20 protein-coding genes and 1 tRNA gene are annotated in these 20723 nt (G+C 32.9%); 9 read left to right on the plus strand and 12 right to left on the minus strand.

What is annotated here, in order from left to right; translation table 11 throughout:
• The first annotated feature begins 74 nt into the window (after positions 1-74).
• Entirely contained in the window at positions 75-2156 is a 2082-nt protein-coding gene (locus CKA54_RS05310) for a methyl-accepting chemotaxis protein (protein WP_120760576.1), read from the plus strand.
• Between the two features lie 23 nt (positions 2157-2179).
• On the opposite strand, the gene CKA54_RS05315 is transcribed toward CKA54_RS05310, so the two are convergent.
• Both CKA54_RS05315 and dnaG read right to left on the minus strand, forming a co-directional pair.
• Positions 2180-3163, minus strand: a complete 984-nt coding sequence (locus CKA54_RS05315) for an argininosuccinate synthase (protein ID WP_120760578.1) — start codon at positions 3161-3163, stop codon at positions 2180-2182.
• A 65-nt stretch (positions 3164-3228) separates the two neighbouring features.
• Positions 3229-5016, minus strand: coding sequence for a DNA primase (dnaG, locus tag CKA54_RS05320; RefSeq protein ID WP_120760580.1), 1788 nt, complete (start codon positions 5014-5016; stop codon positions 3229-3231).
• A gap of 75 nt (positions 5017-5091) precedes the next feature.
• On the opposite strand from dnaG, the gene CKA54_RS05325 reads away from it, so the two are divergent.
• Genes CKA54_RS05325 through CKA54_RS05350 form a run of 6 tightly spaced genes read left to right on the plus strand, consistent with a single transcriptional unit; the run spans position 5092 to position 9993 of the window.
• Complete coding sequence (locus tag CKA54_RS05325; protein ID WP_120760582.1) at positions 5092-6054, plus strand: hypothetical protein; 963 nt, start codon at positions 5092-5094, stop codon at positions 6052-6054.
• Positions 6051-6491: a ribonuclease HI gene (gene rnhA / locus CKA54_RS05330; RefSeq protein ID WP_120760584.1), complete on the plus strand. Its 441-nt coding sequence runs from the start codon at positions 6051-6053 to the stop codon at positions 6489-6491. Before CKA54_RS05325 ends, rnhA begins: the two co-directional genes overlap by 4 nt.
• Positions 6484-7152 (plus strand): ribonuclease III, encoded by a 669-nt coding sequence (rnc, locus tag CKA54_RS05335; RefSeq protein WP_120760586.1) that lies wholly within the window; start codon positions 6484-6486, stop codon positions 7150-7152. The genes rnhA and rnc overlap by 8 nt, the downstream gene beginning before the upstream one ends.
• Positions 7149-8237 (plus strand): chorismate synthase, encoded by a 1089-nt coding sequence (gene aroC, locus CKA54_RS05340; RefSeq protein WP_120760588.1) that lies wholly within the window; start codon positions 7149-7151, stop codon positions 8235-8237. The genes rnc and aroC overlap by 4 nt, the downstream gene beginning before the upstream one ends.
• Before the next feature lie 55 nt (positions 8238-8292).
• The gene (locus CKA54_RS05345; RefSeq protein ID WP_120760590.1) at positions 8293-9336 is read left to right on the plus strand and encodes a Cj0069 family protein; all 1044 of its coding nucleotides are present in this window, start codon (positions 8293-8295) and stop codon (positions 9334-9336) included.
• A 30-nt stretch (positions 9337-9366) separates the two neighbouring features.
• A complete protein-coding gene (locus CKA54_RS05350) occupies positions 9367-9993 on the plus strand; it encodes a trimeric intracellular cation channel family protein (RefSeq protein ID WP_120760592.1) in 627 nt (208 codons plus the stop codon).
• A gap of 5 nt (positions 9994-9998) precedes the next feature.
• On the opposite strand, the gene CKA54_RS05355 is transcribed toward CKA54_RS05350, so the two are convergent.
• From CKA54_RS05355 to folE, 10 genes are all read right to left on the minus strand, one after another.
• Positions 9999-10073: transfer RNA gene (locus tag CKA54_RS05355), tRNA-Glu, on the minus strand.
• A gap of 56 nt (positions 10074-10129) precedes the next feature.
• Complete coding sequence (nhaA, locus tag CKA54_RS05360) at positions 10130-11284, minus strand: Na+/H+ antiporter NhaA (protein WP_120760594.1); 1155 nt, start codon at positions 11282-11284, stop codon at positions 10130-10132.
• The gene (nhaA, locus tag CKA54_RS05365; protein WP_120760595.1) at positions 11281-12441 is read right to left on the minus strand and encodes a Na+/H+ antiporter NhaA; all 1161 of its coding nucleotides are present in this window, start codon (positions 12439-12441) and stop codon (positions 11281-11283) included. The genes nhaA (CKA54_RS05360) and nhaA (CKA54_RS05365) overlap by 4 nt, the downstream gene beginning before the upstream one ends.
• Positions 12442-12524: 83 nt before the next feature.
• Positions 12525-13496, minus strand: coding sequence for an iron-sulfur cluster assembly scaffold protein (locus CKA54_RS05370; protein ID WP_120760597.1), 972 nt, complete (start codon positions 13494-13496; stop codon positions 12525-12527).
• Positions 13497-13506: 10 nt separating this feature from the next.
• Positions 13507-14685 (minus strand): NifS family cysteine desulfurase, encoded by a 1179-nt coding sequence (locus tag CKA54_RS05375; protein WP_120760599.1) that lies wholly within the window; start codon positions 14683-14685, stop codon positions 13507-13509.
• A 125-nt stretch (positions 14686-14810) separates the two neighbouring features.
• The gene (locus CKA54_RS05380) at positions 14811-15971 is read right to left on the minus strand and encodes a hypothetical protein (protein ID WP_235362561.1); all 1161 of its coding nucleotides are present in this window, start codon (positions 15969-15971) and stop codon (positions 14811-14813) included.
• A 62-nt stretch (positions 15972-16033) separates the two neighbouring features.
• Positions 16034-16213: a hypothetical protein gene (locus CKA54_RS05385; protein WP_039664646.1), complete on the minus strand. Its 180-nt coding sequence runs from the start codon at positions 16211-16213 to the stop codon at positions 16034-16036.
• Between the two features lie 53 nt (positions 16214-16266).
• Positions 16267-16755 (minus strand): hypothetical protein, encoded by a 489-nt coding sequence (locus tag CKA54_RS05390; RefSeq protein ID WP_039664645.1) that lies wholly within the window; start codon positions 16753-16755, stop codon positions 16267-16269.
• Positions 16756-16808: 53 nt separating this feature from the next.
• A complete protein-coding gene (fliI, locus tag CKA54_RS05395; protein ID WP_120760601.1) occupies positions 16809-18119 on the minus strand; it encodes a flagellar protein export ATPase FliI in 1311 nt (436 codons plus the stop codon).
• Complete coding sequence (gene folE / locus CKA54_RS05400) at positions 18119-18691, minus strand: GTP cyclohydrolase I FolE (protein WP_039619389.1); 573 nt, start codon at positions 18689-18691, stop codon at positions 18119-18121. Before folE ends, fliI begins: the two co-directional genes overlap by 1 nt.
• Positions 18692-18800: 109 nt before the next feature.
• Between folE and tig the strand changes: the two genes are divergently transcribed.
• Both tig and clpP read left to right on the plus strand, forming a co-directional pair.
• On the plus strand, positions 18801-20120 hold the full coding sequence (gene tig / locus CKA54_RS05405; protein WP_120760603.1) for a trigger factor: 1320 nt from the start codon (positions 18801-18803) through the stop codon (positions 20118-20120).
• On the plus strand, positions 20120-20710 hold the full coding sequence (gene clpP, locus CKA54_RS05410; protein ID WP_120760605.1) for an ATP-dependent Clp endopeptidase proteolytic subunit ClpP: 591 nt from the start codon (positions 20120-20122) through the stop codon (positions 20708-20710). Before tig ends, clpP begins: the two co-directional genes overlap by 1 nt.
• Positions 20711-20723 lie beyond the last annotated feature (13 nt).

Consider the following 20723-nt stretch of genomic DNA (forward strand, 5'->3'; position numbering starts at 1 on the left):
AACATAATTTATTAATTTTTAATAATAAGTATTTATAATTACAACAAAAAATTAATTAAATTGAAGGAGAGTGAATGCGTAATTGGGGTTTGGGAACAAAAATTGTTGCCATAACTATAGTAACTGTGTTGTTGATTTTAGGTGTTTTGTCTATGATTATCATAGATAGATCTACTAAAATTTTAAATGATCAAATCGATAACACCTTGGTGGCATCAAGTCATCGCTATGGTAATCAAATAGAGGCTACTATTAAATCTTTATTTGTAAGTGCCATAGGTACTCAAAGAACTTTAAACAATCTCATTAGTGAAGGTGCTATTAATCCAAAAAGAATAGAAAATATTCTTGGAGAGGCGATCGATGCAAACCGTGACATAGCCTATGGATATTACTATTTGCAAGATGGTGCTATGTATAAAAATTTAGGAGTTGATCCAAAGTACTTTACTGATAATAGTGAATTTATGGTCTTAATGAGAGATACTGATATTCATAATGCAGGTGGTATGCAAACCCTAGCTGCGAGTGAAGAAATAGTAAAAACAAGAGCCATTAAGAATTTGATGACCGGAAGTAAACTTTACTTTGGTGAACCAAGATGGTACAACATTCATGGAAGCAAATTTTTAGGTTTGAATGTAGCTGCACCTATTATAGATAAAAAGGGCAAGCCAATAGGTGTAGTTGGCATGTTGTTTGATCTTAAGCCTATTTCTGATTTTATGAATGATACTTCAAGATCAATTTATGAAGGTGCTAGGAGAATGGTTATAGCTAGTGGTGGGACTATAGCGGTACACCCAAATGCTGATTATGTTACTAAAAAAATCAATGAAGTAAACCGAAATGCAACATTTATTTTGCAAGAGCAAAAAACAATTCAAGCAAAACCTATTAATTATATTGCAGATGATGGTGAAGAGTACCATGGAGCTATTAAGGTTTTTGAAGTTTGGCCAAATACAGGCATTCACTGGGCTATGCTTGCTATAGTACCTAATAAAACCGTATATGCACCTATTGTTGAGATTACAAATATCATTATGATTTGTTCCCTTATCGCGGTTGTATTTATCATTGTTGTTATAAGTACTTCAGTGAAGAAAATCGTAACTTTGAGGGTTCAAAGACTGCAAGCGCATTTATTGAAGTTTTTTAGATACTTAAACCATGAGATACCAACTGTTGAAGTTTTGGTTCCTAGATACAATGATGAGCTTGGAAAAATGGCATTAATGATTAATGATAATGTACAATATATCCATAATTGTTTGGAGAAAGATGAAATAACAGTGCAAAACATTTTAGAAGTATCTTGTGATATAGAAAAAGGCCATTTTACTCAAAGAATAGAATCCAATCCAGTAAATCCAAAGCTTGTAGAGCTTAAGGAAGTATTGAATAAAATGCTTGATGATATGCAAATGAAAATCGGTAAGGATTTAAACGAAATCGAAAGAGTTTTTGCAAGTTTCCAAAACCTTGATTTTTCAGACAAGCTTGAAAATGCAGAAGGTAAAATAGAAAAATCACTCAATTCAGTAGGCGAAGAGATTAAAAAAATGCTTCAAGCCTCGCTAAGTCAAGGTGAGATGCTACAAACTAAGGCTGATGCTTTAAAAGAAAGTGTGTTAAAGCTGAATGAAGGTGCGCAAAAACAAGCTGATTCGCTACAAGAAAGTGCAGCAGCAGTTGAAGAGATGAGTGCATCTATGAACGCAGTTGCGGCAAGAACAGAAGAGGTTATTAAGCAAAGCGGTGATATTAAAGATGTAACTGATGTGATTAGAGATATTGCAGATCAAATTAACCTACTTGCATTAAATGCTGCTATTGAAGCTGCACGTGCTGGTGAACATGGTAGAGGATTTGCTGTTGTTGCAGATGAAGTTAGAAATCTAGCTGAAAGAACTCAAAAGTCTTTGGGTGAAATTGAAGCTAATACAAATATCTTAGTTCAATCTATCAATGAAATGGGTGAAAGTATTAAAGAACAAGCTTTGGGAATTTCACAAATTAATCAATCTGTTTCGGTGATAGACGGCTTAACTAAAGAAAATTCACAAATTGCACATGCAACTAACTCAGTTGCCAATGAAGTTGATTCTATGTCAGCTGAAATTGTGGCAGAAGTAAGAAGAAAGAAATTTTAAAAAACTACCCTTTAAAGGGTAGTTTAATTTATAAAGTATGCTTGAATTTTATTTTTATCTTCAAAAGCCATGCTTTGAAAAATTTTATCTTTAAAGCCTATTTTGTAGGTAGTATTATCTTGAGTTTTGGCATAAGTTAGTGCTATGCTTAATGCAAGTTCAAGATCTTGTGGGTGGATATTTGCATCTACTAAAGAATAAGCGCCGACTAAATCAAATAATTTTAATTCTTCATATTTTTCAGTTTTAAGCTCTTTTAGAAATTGATTTTCTAATTCATTTCTACCTACTATCATTTTAGATCCATTAGGCAATCTCAAATGGCGACCATATTTTAAAAGTTGCGCGTCATTTACTTCCATATTTTTATCAAATCGAATAAAATCTCTAATTTTATTTGAAAAACTTTCAAGTGTAAGTAAACACCCACCACCTGGACTTTCAAAGTCTTCAAATCCAAATTTTGCAGCAAGTTCAAGCTGTCTTTTTCTACTTCTTCCGCTTATGTTTTCTAGTTTTTCTCTATCTACCCAGCCTTCGCGTTCAGGTTTGGTTAGGGGTAAATTTTTTGCACACATAGGACGTAAAATCAAATCTTCCTCATCAAGTGCTAGTTTTTTAACTTTTGCCATAGCGTCATTTCTTTGACTCATAGGGCGTTGGCCAATCACTTCTCCTGTGATGATAAAGCTTGCATTTTCATCTTTTAACATAGCTAGAGCTGTTTTAAACATAAATGCGTGGCAATCTATGCAAGGATTAAAGTGTTTTCCATAGCCATATTGAGGATTAAATAAAACTTCTTGCAAATACGCATTTCTTACATCTATCATTTCAAAACTCGCTCCTGCCATTGCAGCGCGTTTTGCCATCAATTCGCTTTTGTCGCTTGTGCCACCAAAGCCTATGTTGATATTTAAAGCCTTTACTTCTATGCCTTGAGAACTTATGAGTTTTATAGCAAGCATAGAATCAAGTCCACCGCTAAAAAGTGCTAATGCTTTCATTTTGTCCTTTCAAATTTTTCGTAACATTGTAGTGAATGTTTTTTAATTTTTATGCGGTTTTTTGTTTAAAAAACTTCATCATTGATCTCATGATAAATAGCATTTTTATCTTTGATGTTTTTTTGTAAGCGGATGAAAAATAATTCCAAACTGTCTTCATCGTCAAGAAATTGTATATTTTTTAAAACTTCCATGAGATGGTTGAAAAACTTCTCATCATCTTGATAGGTTTTTTTGATTTTTTCTAAATTTTGATTAAGAAGGTTGTAAATTTGTTTTTTAAAAGCTTGCTTTAAAGTTAAATTTTTTAGCTTATTAAAGTGTGCAAAATTAATTTTACATATGGCATATAGAAATTCTTCCAAGTTGTTTAGAATTTTTATATTTTCTACCTCATAAAGTTCTCTTATATTTGGATCTTCAAAGTCTTTTTGATCAATAATGGCTTTAGCAATATCTTGGTGCAAAAAATACTCTTTTGCGCTTAAAAGTTGAAACAGTCCTATGGCTTTTGGATTTTCATATAAGAATTTCAACAGTTCAAGTTCGCTTATATTGTTGATTTTATTCTGTCTAACCGGGGTTGATAGGGTAAAATTTTTTCTTGTATTTTTAGAAAGTTTAATATATGTGATATTTACGCCCAAAAGATTTGCCACTAAAGTAGTGTAAGAATTAGCTATTAAAGGCTCAAGATTAAAAGTATATTTTTGTACTTCTTCTAAAGCTTTTTGCTTGCTCAGTGCAGAATTTAGATCAAATCCTGAAATCAAACTTCTTATGTAGAATTCTCCTAACTCCAAACCTTTTTCTAAGATATTAAAAAGTAGTTTTTCTTGATGGGTAGCGACTAGTTCAGCAGGATCCTTTCCGCCTTCTATTAAAACTACTTTTCCATCAATTTTTGCCAAACTTAGCAAATGTGCTGAACGTACCGCAGCATTTAGTCCTGCGTTGTCATTATCAAAACATAAAATCACTCTTGCTTCAAATCGTTTGATTAAAGGTATATGATGTTCTCCTAAAGCAGTTCCTAAAACCGCTACAGCATTTTTAAAACCTGCCTTGTGAAATGCTATGGCATCCATATAGCCTTCGCATATTATCATTTCTTTTTGTTTGTAAATCGCATCTTTTGCTAAATTAAGTGCGTAAAAAACACGTGATTTGTCAAAGAGTTTGCTTTGAGGTGAGTTGACGTATTTTGCCATATTAGCTTCATCTAGAGTTCTACCGCCAAAACCTATGAGTAAATTTTTATGATCATAAATGCTAAAAGTAATGCGGTTGATAAAGCTTGCATAAACCCCATTATCATTTTGTTTTATCGCGCCTACTTCTAAAGCTTCCTCTTGGGTAATTTGCTCATTTTGTAATAGTCTTAGTGTCTCATTAGAACTTGGCGCAAAACCTAGTTCAAAAGCTCTAATATCCTCATCATTCAAACCCCTTTTATAAAGATAAGCAAGGGCTTCTTTGTTTTTTGATAAATTTTGCTTATAAAAGGCATTAAGAGTGGGTAATATATGAATGATAGATTTTTTATTGTCTTGTTTTTGCGAGGTGTAAGTTAGCGAGAAATTACTCCAAGAGGCGACTTTTTCCACTGCTTCTACAAAGTTTAATTTTTCATAGTCCATTACAAATTTAAAAACATTACCTCCTGCTTTGCATGCAAAACAGTGATAAAATCCTTTCACAGAGTTGATGTGCATACTAGGATTTTTATCATCATGAAAAGGACAAACGCACACATAGCTAGAGCCTTGTTTTTTCACTTCAACATAATGAGCTATAATATCAACTATATCTGTTTTTTGTAAAAGTTGTTCTATACTTGCTTGTTCTATCATCTTTAAACCTTAAAGAAAATTATATAAGCATTTAGCTATAATTGTTATAAATTTGAAAGTTAAAGTTGTAAGATTATGGATTTTTTCTTTGTAGAATACCGCGATCCTTTATTTGGTCTTATTGTGCTAACTGCATTGATTTTTGTTGTTGCTAGTTCGCACTATATATGGAGTTTTTTTGCAAATAAAGATCAAAAAAGCAAGCTTGATCGTTTTGTTAAAAAATTTGAAATCAACTCTACCCATCAGCAAATTTTAAAAAACGCTAATCTAAGCATAGAAAATTTAAATTTTTTAGCACAAATTTTTACCAAAAGTGGCGAATTTGAAAAAGCGGTGGGAATTTATCTCATTGCTTTACAAAAATCAAGCGAAGCAAGTCAGAAAGAATTTATATTTTTTTCGTTAGCACAGGTTTATCTCAAGGCGGGATTTTTAGAGCGTAGCGTGGAAGCTTTGTTAAATGCCTTAAAAATTAAAGCACGCAATAAAGAAAGCTTGAAGCTTTTAAAAATTGTCTATTTAAAACTCAAAGATTACGATAAAGTTTTAGATGTATTGGAGTGTTTGTTTGAGCTAGGAGAAAATATATATGCAGAAAAAGCATTAGTTAAGGCTTTAAAAATTCAAGCAAGCTCTAAAGAAAAAACACAAAAGATGAAAGAAATTTTAGCATTAAGCAAAGAAAATGAGTATGTTTTGAGATTGTGTTTCTTGCACTATCAAGATAGATTAGAATGCATACCTAAATTTGAAAATGTTATTGATTTGCTTAATGAGTGCAAAAGTCCGCTTTATCTAGAAGATGAAAAATACCATGAATTTTTCTATGCTAAAAATTTAACCACCCAAGTTGCTACACTTAAAAACCAAAAACTGAAAATTTTAAAAATTTTAAACGATAATCAACTCAATGCAAATCTTAGCTTTACTTATGTGTGTAATAATTGCAAAAACCAAAGTCCTTTGTTTTTTTATCATTGTCCATTTTGTTATGAATTTGGTACATGTGAGATTTATTATGAGGTAAAAGCTTGAAAAGTATTGAAATTTACACCGATGGTTCTTGTTTGAATAATCCTGGTTTTGGCGGGTGGGCTTATGTTTTGATATACAAAAACCACCAAAAAGAACAAAGCGGAGCTTGTGAGAATACCACCAATAACCGCATGGAGTTAATGGCTATTATCGAGGCTTTAAAGGCTTTGAAAGAGCCTTGTGAGGTTAAGCTTTATACTGATTCAAATTTAATGGTGCAAAGTATTAATGAATGGCTTGAAGGTTGGGTGAAAAAAGATTTTAAAGGTAAAAAAAATACCGATCTTTGGAAAGAGTATTTAAAAGTGGCTAAAGATCATAAAATCACTGCATTTTGGATTAAAGCACATAATGGTCATGAGTTGAATGAACGCTGTGATGAGTTGGCTAGAAATGCAGCTTTAAAACTCCAAGAAGAAAGGTCAATAAATGCTTAAAAAACTCCAAGACAAGCTTAATTATCATTTTAAAAACGAGCAATTACTCATCGAAGCTTTAACACATAAGAGTTATAAAAAACCTTATAATAATGAAAGATTGGAGTTTTTGGGAGATGCGGTGATGGATTTGGTAGTGGGAGAATTTTTGTTTTTTAAATTTCAAAAAGATTCAGAAGGAAACCTTTCCAAACTTAGAGCTGCTTTGGTAAATGAAAAATCTTTCGCAACTTTAGCACAAAAACTTGATCTTGGTGCGTGTATTTTTATGTCTATTGCAGAAGAAAACAATGATGGTCGCAATAAGCCTTCTATACTTTCAGATGCTTTTGAGGCATTGATGGGTGCTTTGTATTTGGAAATAGGCTTTGAAAAAACCAAAAATATAGCTTTGACTTTACTAAAAGAAGTTTACCCGCATATTGATACACAGAGTTTGTTTAAGGATTATAAAACAAGGTTACAAGAAATTACACAAGCAAATATGGCAGGAACTCCTGAGTATATCGTAGTAAAAGCTTTTGGACCTGATCATAAAAAACAATTTGAAATTGCAGTGAAAATTCAAGGTGTAGAAGTGGCAAGATCAACCGCGGGTAGCAAAAAAGAAGCTCAACAACAATGCGCAAAAATTGCATTAGAGAAATTAGGAAAACTATGAATAGTTTCGGAGTAAGATTTAAATTTACAAGCTTTGGTGAATCACATGGTCAAGCTATAGGTTGTGTAGTAGATGGTATGCCTGCAGGGGTTAAATTTGACTTTGATTTATTACAAGAGATGCTAAACAAAAGAAAACCAGGGCAAAATTCTTTTAGCACACCAAGAAAAGAGGAAGATAAGGCTCAAGTTTTAAGTGGTGTTTTTGAAGGCTATACAACAGGTGCTCCTATTAGTATTATTATAATGAATGAAAACACGCGTTCGAAAGATTATGAAAAAGATGTATTTCGCCCTGCTCATGCTGATTTTACTTATTATCATAAATACGGCATTAGAGACTATAGAGGCGGTGGAAGATCTAGCGCTAGAGAAAGTGCGGCAAGGGTAGCAGCAGGAGCTTTGGCTTGTATGCTTTTGAGAGAGTTTGATATAGAGGTTGTGAGTGGTGTTTTTGGTGTAGGAAAGATTGATAGTTGTTTGAGTAGTGATGAATTTGATTTTGATCATGCTAAAAACAGTGAAGTTTTTGCTTTGGATCAAAATTTAGAGCAAAGCTTTAAAGATGAAATTTTAAAAGCCAAAAAGGCAAAAAATAGCATAGGAGCAAGAGTTTTTACTAGAGTAAAAAACCCTATTAAAGGTTTAGGAGAACCTTTGTATGATAAGCTTGATTCCAAACTTGCACATGCAATTATGGGAGTCAATGCGGTTAAAGCTATAGAAATAGGAAGTGGTATTCAAAGTACTTATATGTATGGAAGTGAAAATAATGATGAATTAAAAAATGATCGTTTTTTGAGTAATCATAGCGGTGGGGTATTAGGTGGAATTTCTAATGGGGATTTTATCGATATTAAAACTTATTTTAAGCCAACACCGTCTATATTTTTACCCCAACAAACTCAAAACATTCAAGGGGAAAATATCATATATGAGTTAAAAGGTAGGCATGATCCTTGTGTAGGGATAAGAGGAAGCGTGGTGGTAAATGCTATGGTGGCAATATGCATCGCAGATGCTTTGCTTTTAAACGCTAGTTCAAATTTAAATAATTTAAAACAAATATATAAGAAAAATAAATAAAAAATTAATACTTATTTAGATAAGATGATAGGGTATTTTTAAAAAAAGGAGTAGCATGAAAAAAAATATTGTTTTTTTTGAAGTAAGAGGCGGAAGCGATAAAGGTGAAGATGGACATAGAAAAGACACTATGCCTATGGTAAATGCCCTAAAAGAGCAAGGTTGGAATGCTGAAGTAATCTTTTTCGAGGTGGCAAAAAAAGATGAAATTTATGAGTATGTAAAAAATAACGCCGATGCTTATGTTTCTAGGATTAATCCAGGAAACTTAAAAGAAGAAAATGAGTATTTTGATATGCTAAGAAAGCTTTGTGCTAATGGCGTTATAGGTATGCCTCACCCTGATGCGATGATAGGATATGGTGCTAAAGATGCACTTACTAAATTAAATAAAACAGCATTGGTTCCAGAAGATACTTACGCATACTATGATATAAAGAGTTTTAAAGAAAATTTTGTGAAAACTTTGGCAAAAGGAGAGAGGGTTTTAAAGCAAAATCGTGGTTCAACAGGTGAGGGAATTTGGCGTGTAAGATTGATAGATGAGTTACCAGCAGGAACTGTGAGTGTGCCACTAAATGCAAAAATCAAATGTACTGAAGCAAAAGATAATCACACAGAAGAAAGAGAACTTGGTGAATTTATGGACTTTTGTGAGCAATACATTGTAGGTGATAATGGCATGTTGGTAGATATGACTTTTTTACCACGCATCAAAGAAGGGGAGATTAGAATTTTAATGCTCTATCATACTCCAATTTATGTAGTGCATAAAAAGCCAGCTGAAGGTGCTGATGCTTTTTCAGCAACACTTTTTTCAGGTGCAAAATATCGATACGATGAGCCAAAAGATTGGCAAGAATTGGTAGATTGGTTCTTAGCAACCTTGCCAGAAATTCGTACTAAACTTGGAAATTATGATATTCCTTTAATTTGGACAGCAGATTTTATCTTAGATACAGATGAAAATGGGAAAGATAAGTATGTTTTAGGTGAGATTAATTGCTCTTGTGTAGGGTTTACTTCTCCGGCTGAATTTGTTGAGCCTATTGCAAAAAAAGTGGCTCAAAATATCATTGATATTGTAAGTAAAAACTAACCCTTGTTTTAACAAGGGTTTTAACTCATCATGCTTTTAACTGTGCTTTATATTATCGGGATTACTGTTGATGCTATGACAGGAGCTATTGCAGCGGGTCGCCATAAGATGGATCTTTTTGGGGTGATTTTTATAGCACTTGTGACCGCAATTGGCGGAGGATCAATCAGAGATATTTTACTAGACCATCATCCTCTTACTTGGATAAAAACCCCAGAATATGTGATTTTAATTTGCGTTGCAGCAATTGTTACAACAAAAATAGCTAAATATGTGATTAGGCTTGAAAAACTTTTCTTGATTTTAGACGCTATTGGTTTGGTTGTTTTTAGTGTTTTAGGAGCTCAAATTGCTATACAAATGGGATATGGTTTCATTGTGGCTGTGAGTTCGGCGGTGATTACAGGGGTGTTTGGTGGTATTTTAAGAGATATTTTGTGTACGAGAATCCCGTTGGTATTTCGCAAAGAAATTTATGCAGGTGTGGCTATTTTAACCGGAGCTTTATATTATGTTTTGCATGTTTTAGGGGTAGATGAGTTATGGGTAATTCTTGCTTCTTTGATCGTAGGAACAATCGCACGTCTTTTAGCGATACATTATGGATTGTCTTTGCCAATATTTTCTTTTAAGGAAGATAATCAAAAAGGAAATTAAAAAAGTGGTGACCCATACGAGACTCGAACTCGTGTTACCGCCGTGAAAGGGCGATGTCCTAACCGCTAGACGAATGGGCCTTTTAAAATTAATTAAGAAATGAAATTATATCTTATTTTTTTTAAAAAAAACTTAATTAACGAACAAATCGTAGGTAAAAATACCCAAAAACACCCGAAGCTAACGAGGCTAGTAAAATAGCAAAGTTATCTACAAAATTAAATATATCACTAACTTCATAAGCAAGCGCATCGATAAAAAAGCTCATAGTAAAACCTATACCAGTAAGTATGCAAACGCCATAGAGTTGTTTAAAATTTGCATCTTTGGGTAATTTTGCAAGTTTAAATTTAATGGCCATATAGGCAAAACCAAACACACCTAGTTGTTTTCCAATAAACAAGCCTAGGAAAATACCTACACTTACGCCGCTAAATAGCATATGTGTTTCAATTTTTGAAAGATCTACTCCTGCATTTGCAAAAGCAAAAAGTGGTAGTATCACAAAAGCAATCCAAAATTTTAAGCCATGTTCGATTTCTTCTAGTAATGTATGATTATTTTTTGTAAAAACCGGGATAAATAAAGCAGTGATAATACCTGCTAAGGTTGCATGCACACCACTTTTTAAAACACTAAGCCACAGTAAAGCACCAAGTATGTAGTAGAAAGATTTTCTTTCATTACCTAAGCGATTAAGTAAAAATAATCCTATAATACAACAAAATGCAACAAAAAAAGCTAGAGTTGAAAGTTCATTAGTATAAAAAATAGCTATAATTAAAATAGCCCCCACATCATCAAAAATAGCCAAAGACACTAGAAAAACTTTGAGTGAACTCGGTATGCGTTGTTTTAACATGGCAAGAATTACTAGAGCAAATGCAGTATCAGTCGCAGTGGGTATAGCCCAGCCTTTTAAAACATATGCATCGTTAAAATTTACAGCACAAAAAATTAAAGCAGGTACGACTATGCCACCTATAGCAGCCATTAAAGGCAAGGTGATATTGCTAAGAGTTTTAAATTCTCCTTGGACAAATTCTTTCTTTAACTCAAGTCCAATTGCAAAGAAAAAAATCGCAATCAAGCCATCGTTAATCCATAAAAGCGAAGGTTTAAAAAGCTCCCAAGATCCAACTTTTAAGCCCATTTCTACACTTAAAAAATGCATATAATGCTCCCCATAAGGGCTATTTTTAAGTAAAAGCGCGAGGATGGTTGCGACTAAAAGCAACAATCCTCCTAAAATTTCAAGTGATAAAAAGTTTTGGAAGCTTTTAAATTTCATTTTTTAAGGCTATATATGAGCTTGAGATAAACATACCCAACTACAGCACTTAGTAGTGACGCAACTAAAATGGCTAGTTTGTCAGAATATGCAAAAATATCACTATTTTGATAAGCTAAGCCATCGATAAAAAAGCTCATGGTAAAACCTATACCAGTGAGAATACAAACGCCATAGAGTTGTTTAAAGCTAACATTTTGTGGCAATTTTGCTAAACCTAACTTGATACTAATATAAGAAAACAAAAACACGCCAATTTGCTTTCCTAAGAATAAACCTAGAATAATCCCTAGACTTACTGATGAAAACATAAAGCTTGGATCCATGTCTTTTAAATCCACCCCTGCATTTGCAAAAGCAAAAATAGGCAAGATAAAATAACTCACCCAAGGAGCTAGATCGTGTTCGATTTCTTTTAGAAAAGATTTTCCGCTTTTAGTTTCAAGTGGTATAAATAAAGCAGTGATTACTCCTGCTAAGGTTGCATGTACCCCGCTTTTTAGCATACTAATCCAAAAAATAATTGCAATGATAATATAAAAAGATTTTTTAGTGACATGGAAGTGGTTAAGTAAGTAAAGTGCTAAAATACAAACCAAAGCAGCAATCATCGCAAATACTGAAAGTTCACTTGTGTAAAACAATGCAATCACAATAATCGCACCTAAGTCATCAAAAATTGCCAAAGAAAGTAAAAATAGCTTTAAAGAGGTGGGTACTTGTTTGCCCAAAAGCATTAAAATTCCCACAGCAAAAGCAACATCAGTTGCAGTAGGTATAGCCCAACCTTGTAGGGCGAAAGGATCTTTATAGTTAAAAAATGCAAAAATCAACGCAGGGACAATCATACCACCAAGTGCTGCAAATACAGGCAAGGACATAGCTTTAACACTGTTGAGTTGACCTTTAGTTACTTCGTATTTTAACTCAAGTCCAATTGCAAAGAAAAAAATCGCAATCAAGCCATCGTTAATCCATAAAAGCAAAGGTTTAAAAATTTCTAAACTTCCCGCTTGAAAACCAAAAGGTATATTTAAAAAGTTAGTGTATTGATCTGTTAAAGAACTGTTTTGTAAAATGAGTGCAAGTACGGTAAAGAATATCAGCAAAACACCTGGAAAAGTTTCGCTTTGAACAAAGGTTTGAAGTCTTTGCATAAATAGCCTTTTTAAAAATTAATAAAATAATATTTTAACATAAAAAGGCTTTAAATTAAAAAGTTTAAGCAGAAAAAAACTGCTTAAACTGGTATAACGCGTATATTTGGACTTAGTTCTTCTTGCAAGATGTTTTCTATAGCGTATAAAGTTGCGCCACTTCCACTTGAACAGCCACTGCAAGCACCAAGGTAGCGTATGTAAATATCTATATTTTTACTGTCACTTTTTTGGATATCGATTACTTCTAAGTCTCCACCATCTCCATGTAGCATTGGGCGCACATCGCTATCTAGCACCGCTTCTACGGCTTTTAGTTGTTTTACCATAGTCATATCATCAAAAGCTATATCAGTTTTACTTTGATCTTTTAGTTTTTCTCTTTCCATTTCAGCTCTAGTTTCAGCCAAAATATCAACAAGATAATAATCTTTTTCCTCGTGCCCACCTGCTTTTACACATGATTTACAAAAAGCACCTGCTTTGGTAAATTGAGTGATTTCTTCCACGGTGTGTAGATCATTAAGTCTAATTACTTCTTTGATGGTTCCAAGACTAACTCTAGCGCACTCACAAACAATGATTTGATCTTCAAAATCTTCAGGGTTTACCCCTTTATAGTGTGCTGCTGCTTGTTTGATAACATCATAAGCCATAACAGAACAATGCATTTTTTGAGGTGGAACCGCAGGAGTTTCTGGGTTATCTCTCATTGCAAATTCAACATCTAAATTGGTAATTTTTACAGCTTCATCTACGGTTTTACCTATACAAAGATCAACCATAGTATCACTACTTGCTATTGCTGTTCCACAGCCAAAACTTTTAAATTTAGCATCGATGATTTTATCGGTTTTTTCATCTACTAACCAGTATAATCTAACCGCATCACCACAGCTTTCTGCGCCAAAGTCTGCAACAATAAGTTTTGCATTTGCTTTTTCTGCATCTTCTTGCGTGAACTCTCCCATATGTTGAGGGTTGTTCATTCTATCTTGTACTTTTTGAGAGTATTCATCCCAAATTGATCCGCCAATTAAATTATTTTTTGCCATTTTTTATCCTTTAATTATTTTCAGGCTTATATGCATAAGTACTTGAAATTGCTCTAAGTCTTTGCGTTGCTTTTTTTATTTGCTCTGCTGCATAATCAATTTCATCTTCTGTGTTAAATCTTGACAAAGACAGTCTTAAAGCAGTGTGTGCTAAGTCATTTTCTGCACCAATTGCTTCCATGATAGGGTTGCTTTCTAGTGCTTCACTTGCACAGGCTGAACCAGTACTTGCTGCTATACCATTTTTGTTTAAATCCCAAAGCATAGCTTCACCTTCTACGCCTTTGATACTTGCTAAGATTGTATTAGGAACTCTTCTTGATCGATCTCCTACTACACTTGTATCAGGCATAGCTAAGATAAGATCTTCTAATTTATCTCTTAATTTTCTAATATGTGAGTTTTCAAAATCAAGCATGGTGTTTGCAATTCTTAAAGCTTCTGCCATAGCTATAATATATGGCACATTCAAAGTGCCACTTCTTCTACCGCCCATATGCTCACCACCATGCAATAGCGGGGTTAGTTCTATATCTTTTCTAATGTAAAGTCCACCTACACCTTTTGGTCCATGGAATTTGTGTGCTGAAAAAGAAGCAAAGTCAACTCCAGATTTTGCGAAATTGACTTTAATTTTCCCAACAGCTTGGGTTGCATCAGTGTGAAATAACGCCCCATGTTCATGTGCTATTTGAGCCATTTCTTCTATAGGGAAGATCATTCCAGTTTCATTATTAGCCCACATAATGCTAACTAATGCAGTTTTATCAGAAATAGCCTCTTTTAGATCTTTTGCACTAGAAACACCTTCATGATCTACTCCTAGTTCTATAACTTTTACTCCTAAAGATTTTAAAAACATAGCACTAGCTGCTACCGCAGGGTGTTCTACGCTAGAAATAATCACTTCATTTTTGTCGCTATTTAAAATTCTATCAAAATACACACCTTTTAATACCCAGTTGATACTTTCAGTAGCACAGGAAGTGATAATGATATCATCTAAATCACTTGCACCAAGTCCCGCATAAAGCTTGTCCATAGCTTCTTTAAGCGCAGGGTGGGTTGCGCTACCCCATTGATGTAAGCTATTTGGATTGCCATAATGCTCGCTTAAAAAAGGCTTCATAAGTTCATAAGCTTCTGGCGCAAGTTGCGTTGTTGCGTTGTTGTCTAAATATACTTTCAAATCAGTCTCCTTTAATTAGGATAATTTTTATCTTTTTTGTTAATATACACTAAAATATTAAATTTAACATTAAATCGTTTGTGTTTTTAACTTGTGCAAAAATTTTGTTATTATTTTAGCACAAGTTAAGCCATTGCATTCAAGTAAGAGTGTAAAATTTTGTTAATACTAGCTTGTCTTTTGCGATTTTCTAAAAATTGTGTGTCTAAATTTTCTTTTTGGGTATTGATTTTTTCAAGATCAATATGAGAGTCATTTTGGTTAAATTCTTCTTTTAAAGCCTCTAATTCTTTGCTAGTTTGTTCACTATAAAGACTATAAATAGAGCTTGAATTGGCAAATTCTTGCATATTGATGCTGTGTTGGTAGTTGATGTATTGTTGGAAGAAAACTGAAAGTTTATCTTCTGAAGTGTTGTTTTTATTCACCCCGTTAATGTGTAAGTATAAATCAAAACTCATTTTTTCCTTGTTGCTTTCATTTAGAAAATCCTGCACACTTAATTCACCTCTCATGAGCTTTTGAAATTTGACATTTGAAGACATATCTAATTCAATGGGCGATAAAAAGAAATTAGCCTTTTGATGGTTTTGTTCTTTTAAATCATGATAAATATAATTAAGCAGTAAACCACTTTTTGAAACTTGCCCTTGTTTGTTTAAATAAGGCTTGATGATAGGGTTGCTAGCTGTGTTTTCGATACTCGCATTAAATGCAAAATCACCTATTTTGTTATCTAGCATAAGGGTGTTGAGATTTTTATTAGCTTCTTTTGCACCTTGCAAACTTTTTGCGCTTTCATAAACTTTTAAAATTTTTCCTTCATAAGTATAGCTATAGCCTTGGTGTAAATCTAAAATCTGACTTTTGTTTAAAAAATCATTGTTGTTATTTTGAAATTCAGTATTGATGGTTTTAAGTGTATTATGATATGTGTTTAAAAGCCTTGGTAGATCTATTTTGTTGTAGTTTAGGTTTTCATCTAGCTTGATAAGTTGCTTTGAAATTTCTCTTATGCTTTTTATATTAATATCATAATCAAGTGGTATTGCTGCTGTTTTGTTAAGATCTTTTTCAAAAAAACCTTGCTCATCGATTCTAAATCCAAATTCACTTGCATAAGTAGTTTTATAATCTAAATTGGGACTTTTGATCTCATGAAGATCGTTTTTGACATTAGTGTTTTCTTTTTTTTGTTCAATGTGTTCAGTTTTTGCAAATGGATAATTTGCAAAATTCTGATACGGGTTGACATTAGAATTTACAAACATAACTCTTCTCTTCAAAAATATTGCTTAGCTTTAAAAAAGCAAAAGCTATGCCAAAATTTTTGAATCGAAGAGAAAAATTAAGCGTAAATGTCAAGCAATCCTGAACTAGCAGTAGGAGTAGTAGTTGGAGCAGGGTTTGCATTTACGCCTTCTAATACTTGCATTACCGCATTTTCATTAACCTCTATGGTTTTTTTCATCATAGTGGTTGCAATGTTAAGCATTAAACCTGCTTGAGAATTGGTAACTTCGCCCATAACATACTCCTTTTGTTTGGATTAGTACTATTATCGGCAAAGTTTGATTAATATTAAGCTATATTATAAATTTTTGATAAGTAGTGATTGTGGGTGTTTTCTTTTGTTTCAAGCATATCAATGTAGCTTTTAAATTCATTCATGTCTTTAAAAAGATTTTTCATTGTGGTGCTGATTTCATTAGAAAAAATTTGAAGATTGTTTTGTATTTTTAAATATCTTTCAATCTGATAAATTCTAGCAATTTCTCTCTCATATTCTTCTTGAGTCATTCTTTTTGCGCTAAATTCTTCATTTAAGCTTTTTTTATTGTTGATAACAAAAGATTTTTTTTGATTATTGATTTTAAATTCGACGATAAATTCTTCTTTTGAGTTGATGATTTTTAAGTATTTTAGCTTAGCTTTATCTTCTAATAAAATAAAACTGATAAATTCTAAATACATATGTGTAAAGATTTCTCTTTCAAAAATATTTTGACAAATATCAGTATATTTTAAACCTAAATTTTGTTGATGATCTAAAAATGCTAAATTTGACATGATCCATCCTTTTTTCATGACTTTTTGTCAAAAAAAAGCAAAAATCATTCCAATTATTGCATATCGATCATCTTAAGCATATTAATCGTATCATTAAATTCAAAGCTTTCTTCGGGGTTTTGACTTAAAAATTGTTGCATAAAGTCTTTTTTGGTGATAGCTTGATCTAGTTCTTTATCGCTTCCTTTTTGATACGCGCCAATACGCAATAATACTTCATTTTCTTTTAGTAAAGAATTTAAACGTTTGAATTTTCTAGCAGCTAGCTTGTGTTCGTTGCTGATAATATCTCCCATTACCCTTGAGGCTGAATTTTGTATATTTATAGGTGGATAAATTCCAAAATCAGTAAGTTCACGACTAAGTACTATGTGTCCATCTAAGATAGATCTACTTTGGTCAGCGATTGGATCACTCATATCATCTCCATCAACTAGCACAGTAAAAAAAGCCGTGATGGTACCTTTACCTTCTTCTTTTCCTGCTCGCTCCATAAGTTGAGGTAAAAGACTTAAAACGCTTGGTGGGTAGCCTTTTGTTGTAGGTGGTTCACCTAAGGCCAAGCCTATTTCTCTTTGTGCCATAGCAAAACGTGTTACGCTATCCATGATAAATAAAACATCTTTGCCTTGTTCTTTGAAGTATTCAGCCACGCTCATGGCGCAAAATGCACCATACTTTCTCATCAAAGCACTATCATCGCTTGTTGCAACGATGATCACGGTATCATCAAGTTTGCCACCAAGGTTTTTTTGTATAAATTCAGGAATTTCTCTACCACGCTCCCCGATTAAAGCGATCACTTTAATCGGAGCTTTGGAATTTTTTACTATCATGCCCATTAAGGTTGATTTTCCCACACCACTTCCTGCAAAAATTCCAAGCTTTTGTCCTACACCACAGGTTAAAAGCGCATCTATTGTTTTAACGCCAACTGGAAAAACCTCTTCTATTAAACCTCTTTTCATCGCATCAATGGGCGCGCGCATAATAGGCATAAATTTACTTGCCTCGATAGGGCCTTTACCATCTTTTGGACGCATGAAAGGATCTACCACTCTTCCCAAAAGCCCATCGCTTACGCCTATTTGCATACCCGCATCGTTAATGAATGCACGATCACCTATTTTAAAACCTTCCACAAAACCAAAAGGACTTAAATAGCTTAAATTTTCATCTACTTCTACTACCATGGCCATTGCTTCTTTGCTTTCATCTTCATTAGAAACAATTTTAATAATATCTCCTATGCTAGTTTTCAAGCCATTTATTTCTATACTAGTGCTTGAAATTTTAGTGATTTGTCCAAATACACTAGCTAGATTTTGTGAGCTGATTTTGCTACGAAGTTTTTCTAAACCCATTAAAATCTAACCTGTTTTGCTGAGTTGATGAGAGTGAAAAATTCTTTTCGGGTTTTTTCGCTTTTTAAAAAGCTACCTCTTAAGGCTGAAGTACTAGTGGTTGAATTTGCCTTTTGTACCCCACGCATTTCCACACACATGTGCCTTGCTTCGATAACCACCCCAACACCTTTGGCGCCTACATGCTCCATTAGTGCTTCTGCGATTTGTTCTGTGAGTTGTTCTTGAATTTGCAAGCGTCTTGCAAAAACTTCTACAAGACGTGGAATTTTACTAAGTCCTACTACTTTTTTATCTGGTATATATGCAACATGTACACGCCCAAAAAACGGTAAAAGATGATGTTCGCAAAGACTATAAAATTCAATATCTCTTACTAAAACCATTTCGTTGTTTGAGCTTTCAAATAAAGCATCATTTAGTATTTGTTTTGGATCTTGTTTATAACCACTACTTAAAAATTCAAAAGCTTTAAAAACCCTAGTAGGAGTTTTTAAAAGTCCTTCTCTTTGAGGATTTTCTCCGATAATTTCTAACATATTTTTTACTGATTGTTCAAATTTTTCTTGCATTTTTTCTCCATCAAAAATTAAAATTTTAACATATTTTTATTTTTATATAAAGCGATAAGGAAAATTTTGGTATATTATCGAAAAATTTTATTTAAAAAGGGAAAATATTATGGAAGTTACAGCAAAACTAATTGATTTTGCAAATGCAAATGCTACTGTGAAAATTGCTCAAGGAGCTATTAAAGCAGAAGTGGAAAAATTAGCTAAAAAAGCATCTAAAACTATGAAAATGGATGGCTTTAGAGCGGGAAAAGTTCCTGTGGCTGCTATACTTAAAAGATATGAAAAAGAGCTTACAAGAGATGCGGAGCAAGATCTTTTAAGAAATGCTGTAGATAATGCATTAAAAGAGATCAAAAAAGAAGCAAAAGATTTAGTAGGCGAACCATATTTTGAAAAATTTGATAGAAAAGATGGTGACATTGAAGCTCAAATGGTATTATCTTTTAGACCGGAAGTAAAACTAGATGGCTATGAAGCTTTAGTTCCAACTTATAATACACCAAAAGTAACTCAAAAAGAAATTGATGCAAAAAAAGAAGAATTGTTGAAAAGATTTGCTACTCCTGAAGCAATCAAAGAGGCAAGAGCATTAAAAGAAGGCGATTTTGCTAAATTTGACTTTGAGGGTTTTGTAGATGGTAAAGCTTTTGATGGCGGGAAAGCACAAAATTATGTTTTAGAAATCGGTTCAAAACAATTTATACCAGGATTTGAAGAAGGTATGGTTGGTTTAAAAGTAGGTGAAGAAAAAGATATTAACGTGACTTTTCCAAAAGAGTATGGCGCAGCACATTTAGCAGGAAAAGATGCGGTATTTAAAGTAAAAATTCATGAAATTCAAGAACTTAAAATGCCTGAATTAAACGAAGAGCTTTTAAAAAATCTAATTCCTGATGAAAAAGAACCAAGTGTTGAAAAACTTGATGCTAAAATCAAAGAACAGTTAAAAAATGAAAAGATTTTTAAACTTATTAATGATGAATTAAAAAATCAATTTGCAGAAGCTTTGGTTGAAAAATTTGATTTTACTTTGCCAAGAAATATCGTAGAGCAAGAAACTGATATGCAGTTTAGAAATTCTTTAAGAACTTTAAGCGAAGAGGAATTGAAAGAATTTAAAGATGAAGCAAAATACAAAGAAAAAAGAGATAGCTTTAAGGAAGATGCGCAAAAAAGCGTGAAATTGACTTTTATCATTGATGAGTTAGCAAAACTTAGAAATATTCAAGTAAGTGATCAAGAATTAATCCAAGCGATTTATTTTGAAGCATATAGATATGGTTTTAATCCGCAAGAACACTTAGAAAACTATAAAAAACAAGGTGCATTGCCAGCAATTAAAATGTCTTTAATTGAAGAAAAACTTTTTGCAGATATCTTCAAAAAAAATGATAAAAAGAAAACTGAAAAAGAAAGCGAAAAATAATGAGTTCATATATCCCTTATGTGGTTGAAAAAACAAGCAGAGGTGAAAGAAGTTATGATATTTATTCAAGACTTCTAAAAGACAGAATCATTATGTTAAGCGGTGAGATCAATGATGATCTTGCTGCTTCTATAGTGGCGCAACTTTTGTTTTTAGAAGCAGAAGATCCACAAAAAGATATTTATCTTTACATTAACTCACCAGGTGGAGTAGTTACAAGTGGATTTAGTATCTATGATACGATGAATTATATTAAAGCTGATGTGAGTACTATTTGTATTGGTCAGGCTGCTTCTATGGGTGCGTTTTTGCTTAGCTGCGGTGCACCGGGTAAAAGATTTGCTTTGCCTAATTCAAGAATCATGATTCACCAACCATTAGGCGGTGCAAGAGGACAAGCAACTGATATTGAAATTCAAGCAAAAGAAATTCTAAGATTAAAATCAATCTTGAATGATATTTTGGCTAAAAACACTAAGCAAAAACTCTCTAAAATCGAAAAAGATACCGATAGAGATTTTTTTATGAGTGCAGCTGAAGCTAAAGAATATGGCTTAATTGATAAGGTTTTGGAAAAAAGTTTTAAATAAGGAAAAAGCATAG

The organism is Campylobacter sp. P255, assembly GCF_003627915.1.
GTDB lineage: Bacteria > Campylobacterota > Campylobacteria > Campylobacterales > Campylobacteraceae > Campylobacter_D.

What these genes read in the sequence shown, in the direction of transcription:
- CKA54_RS05310 (WP_120760576.1), top strand. Translation starts at nt 75, where the DNA reads ATGCGTAATTGGGGTTTGGGAACAAAAATTGTTGCCATAACTATAGTA.
- CKA54_RS05315 (WP_120760578.1), bottom strand. Translation starts at nt 3,163, where the DNA reads ATGAAAGCATTAGCACTTTTTAGCGGTGGACTTGATTCTATGCTTGCT.
- dnaG (WP_120760580.1), bottom strand. Translation starts at nt 5,016, where the DNA reads ATGATAGAACAAGCAAGTATAGAACAACTTTTACAAAAAACAGATATA.
- CKA54_RS05325 (WP_120760582.1), top strand. Translation starts at nt 5,092, where the DNA reads ATGGATTTTTTCTTTGTAGAATACCGCGATCCTTTATTTGGTCTTATT.
- rnc (WP_120760586.1), top strand. Translation starts at nt 6,484, where the DNA reads ATGCTTAAAAAACTCCAAGACAAGCTTAATTATCATTTTAAAAACGAG.
- aroC (WP_120760588.1), top strand. Translation starts at nt 7,149, where the DNA reads ATGAATAGTTTCGGAGTAAGATTTAAATTTACAAGCTTTGGTGAATCA.
- CKA54_RS05345 (WP_120760590.1), top strand. Translation starts at nt 8,293, where the DNA reads ATGAAAAAAAATATTGTTTTTTTTGAAGTAAGAGGCGGAAGCGATAAA.
- CKA54_RS05350 (WP_120760592.1), top strand. Translation starts at nt 9,367, where the DNA reads ATGCTTTTAACTGTGCTTTATATTATCGGGATTACTGTTGATGCTATG.
- nhaA (WP_120760594.1), bottom strand. Translation starts at nt 11,284, where the DNA reads ATGAAATTTAAAAGCTTCCAAAACTTTTTATCACTTGAAATTTTAGGA.
- nhaA (WP_120760595.1), bottom strand. Translation starts at nt 12,441, where the DNA reads ATGCAAAGACTTCAAACCTTTGTTCAAAGCGAAACTTTTCCAGGTGTT.
- CKA54_RS05370 (WP_120760597.1), bottom strand. Translation starts at nt 13,496, where the DNA reads ATGGCAAAAAATAATTTAATTGGCGGATCAATTTGGGATGAATACTCT.
- CKA54_RS05385 (WP_039664646.1), bottom strand. Translation starts at nt 16,213, where the DNA reads ATGGGCGAAGTTACCAATTCTCAAGCAGGTTTAATGCTTAACATTGCA.
- CKA54_RS05390 (WP_039664645.1), bottom strand. Translation starts at nt 16,755, where the DNA reads ATGTCAAATTTAGCATTTTTAGATCATCAACAAAATTTAGGTTTAAAA.
- fliI (WP_120760601.1), bottom strand. Translation starts at nt 18,119, where the DNA reads ATGGGTTTAGAAAAACTTCGTAGCAAAATCAGCTCACAAAATCTAGCT.
- folE (WP_039619389.1), bottom strand. Translation starts at nt 18,691, where the DNA reads ATGCAAGAAAAATTTGAACAATCAGTAAAAAATATGTTAGAAATTATC.
- tig (WP_120760603.1), top strand. Translation starts at nt 18,801, where the DNA reads ATGGAAGTTACAGCAAAACTAATTGATTTTGCAAATGCAAATGCTACT.
- clpP (WP_120760605.1), top strand. Translation starts at nt 20,120, where the DNA reads ATGAGTTCATATATCCCTTATGTGGTTGAAAAAACAAGCAGAGGTGAA.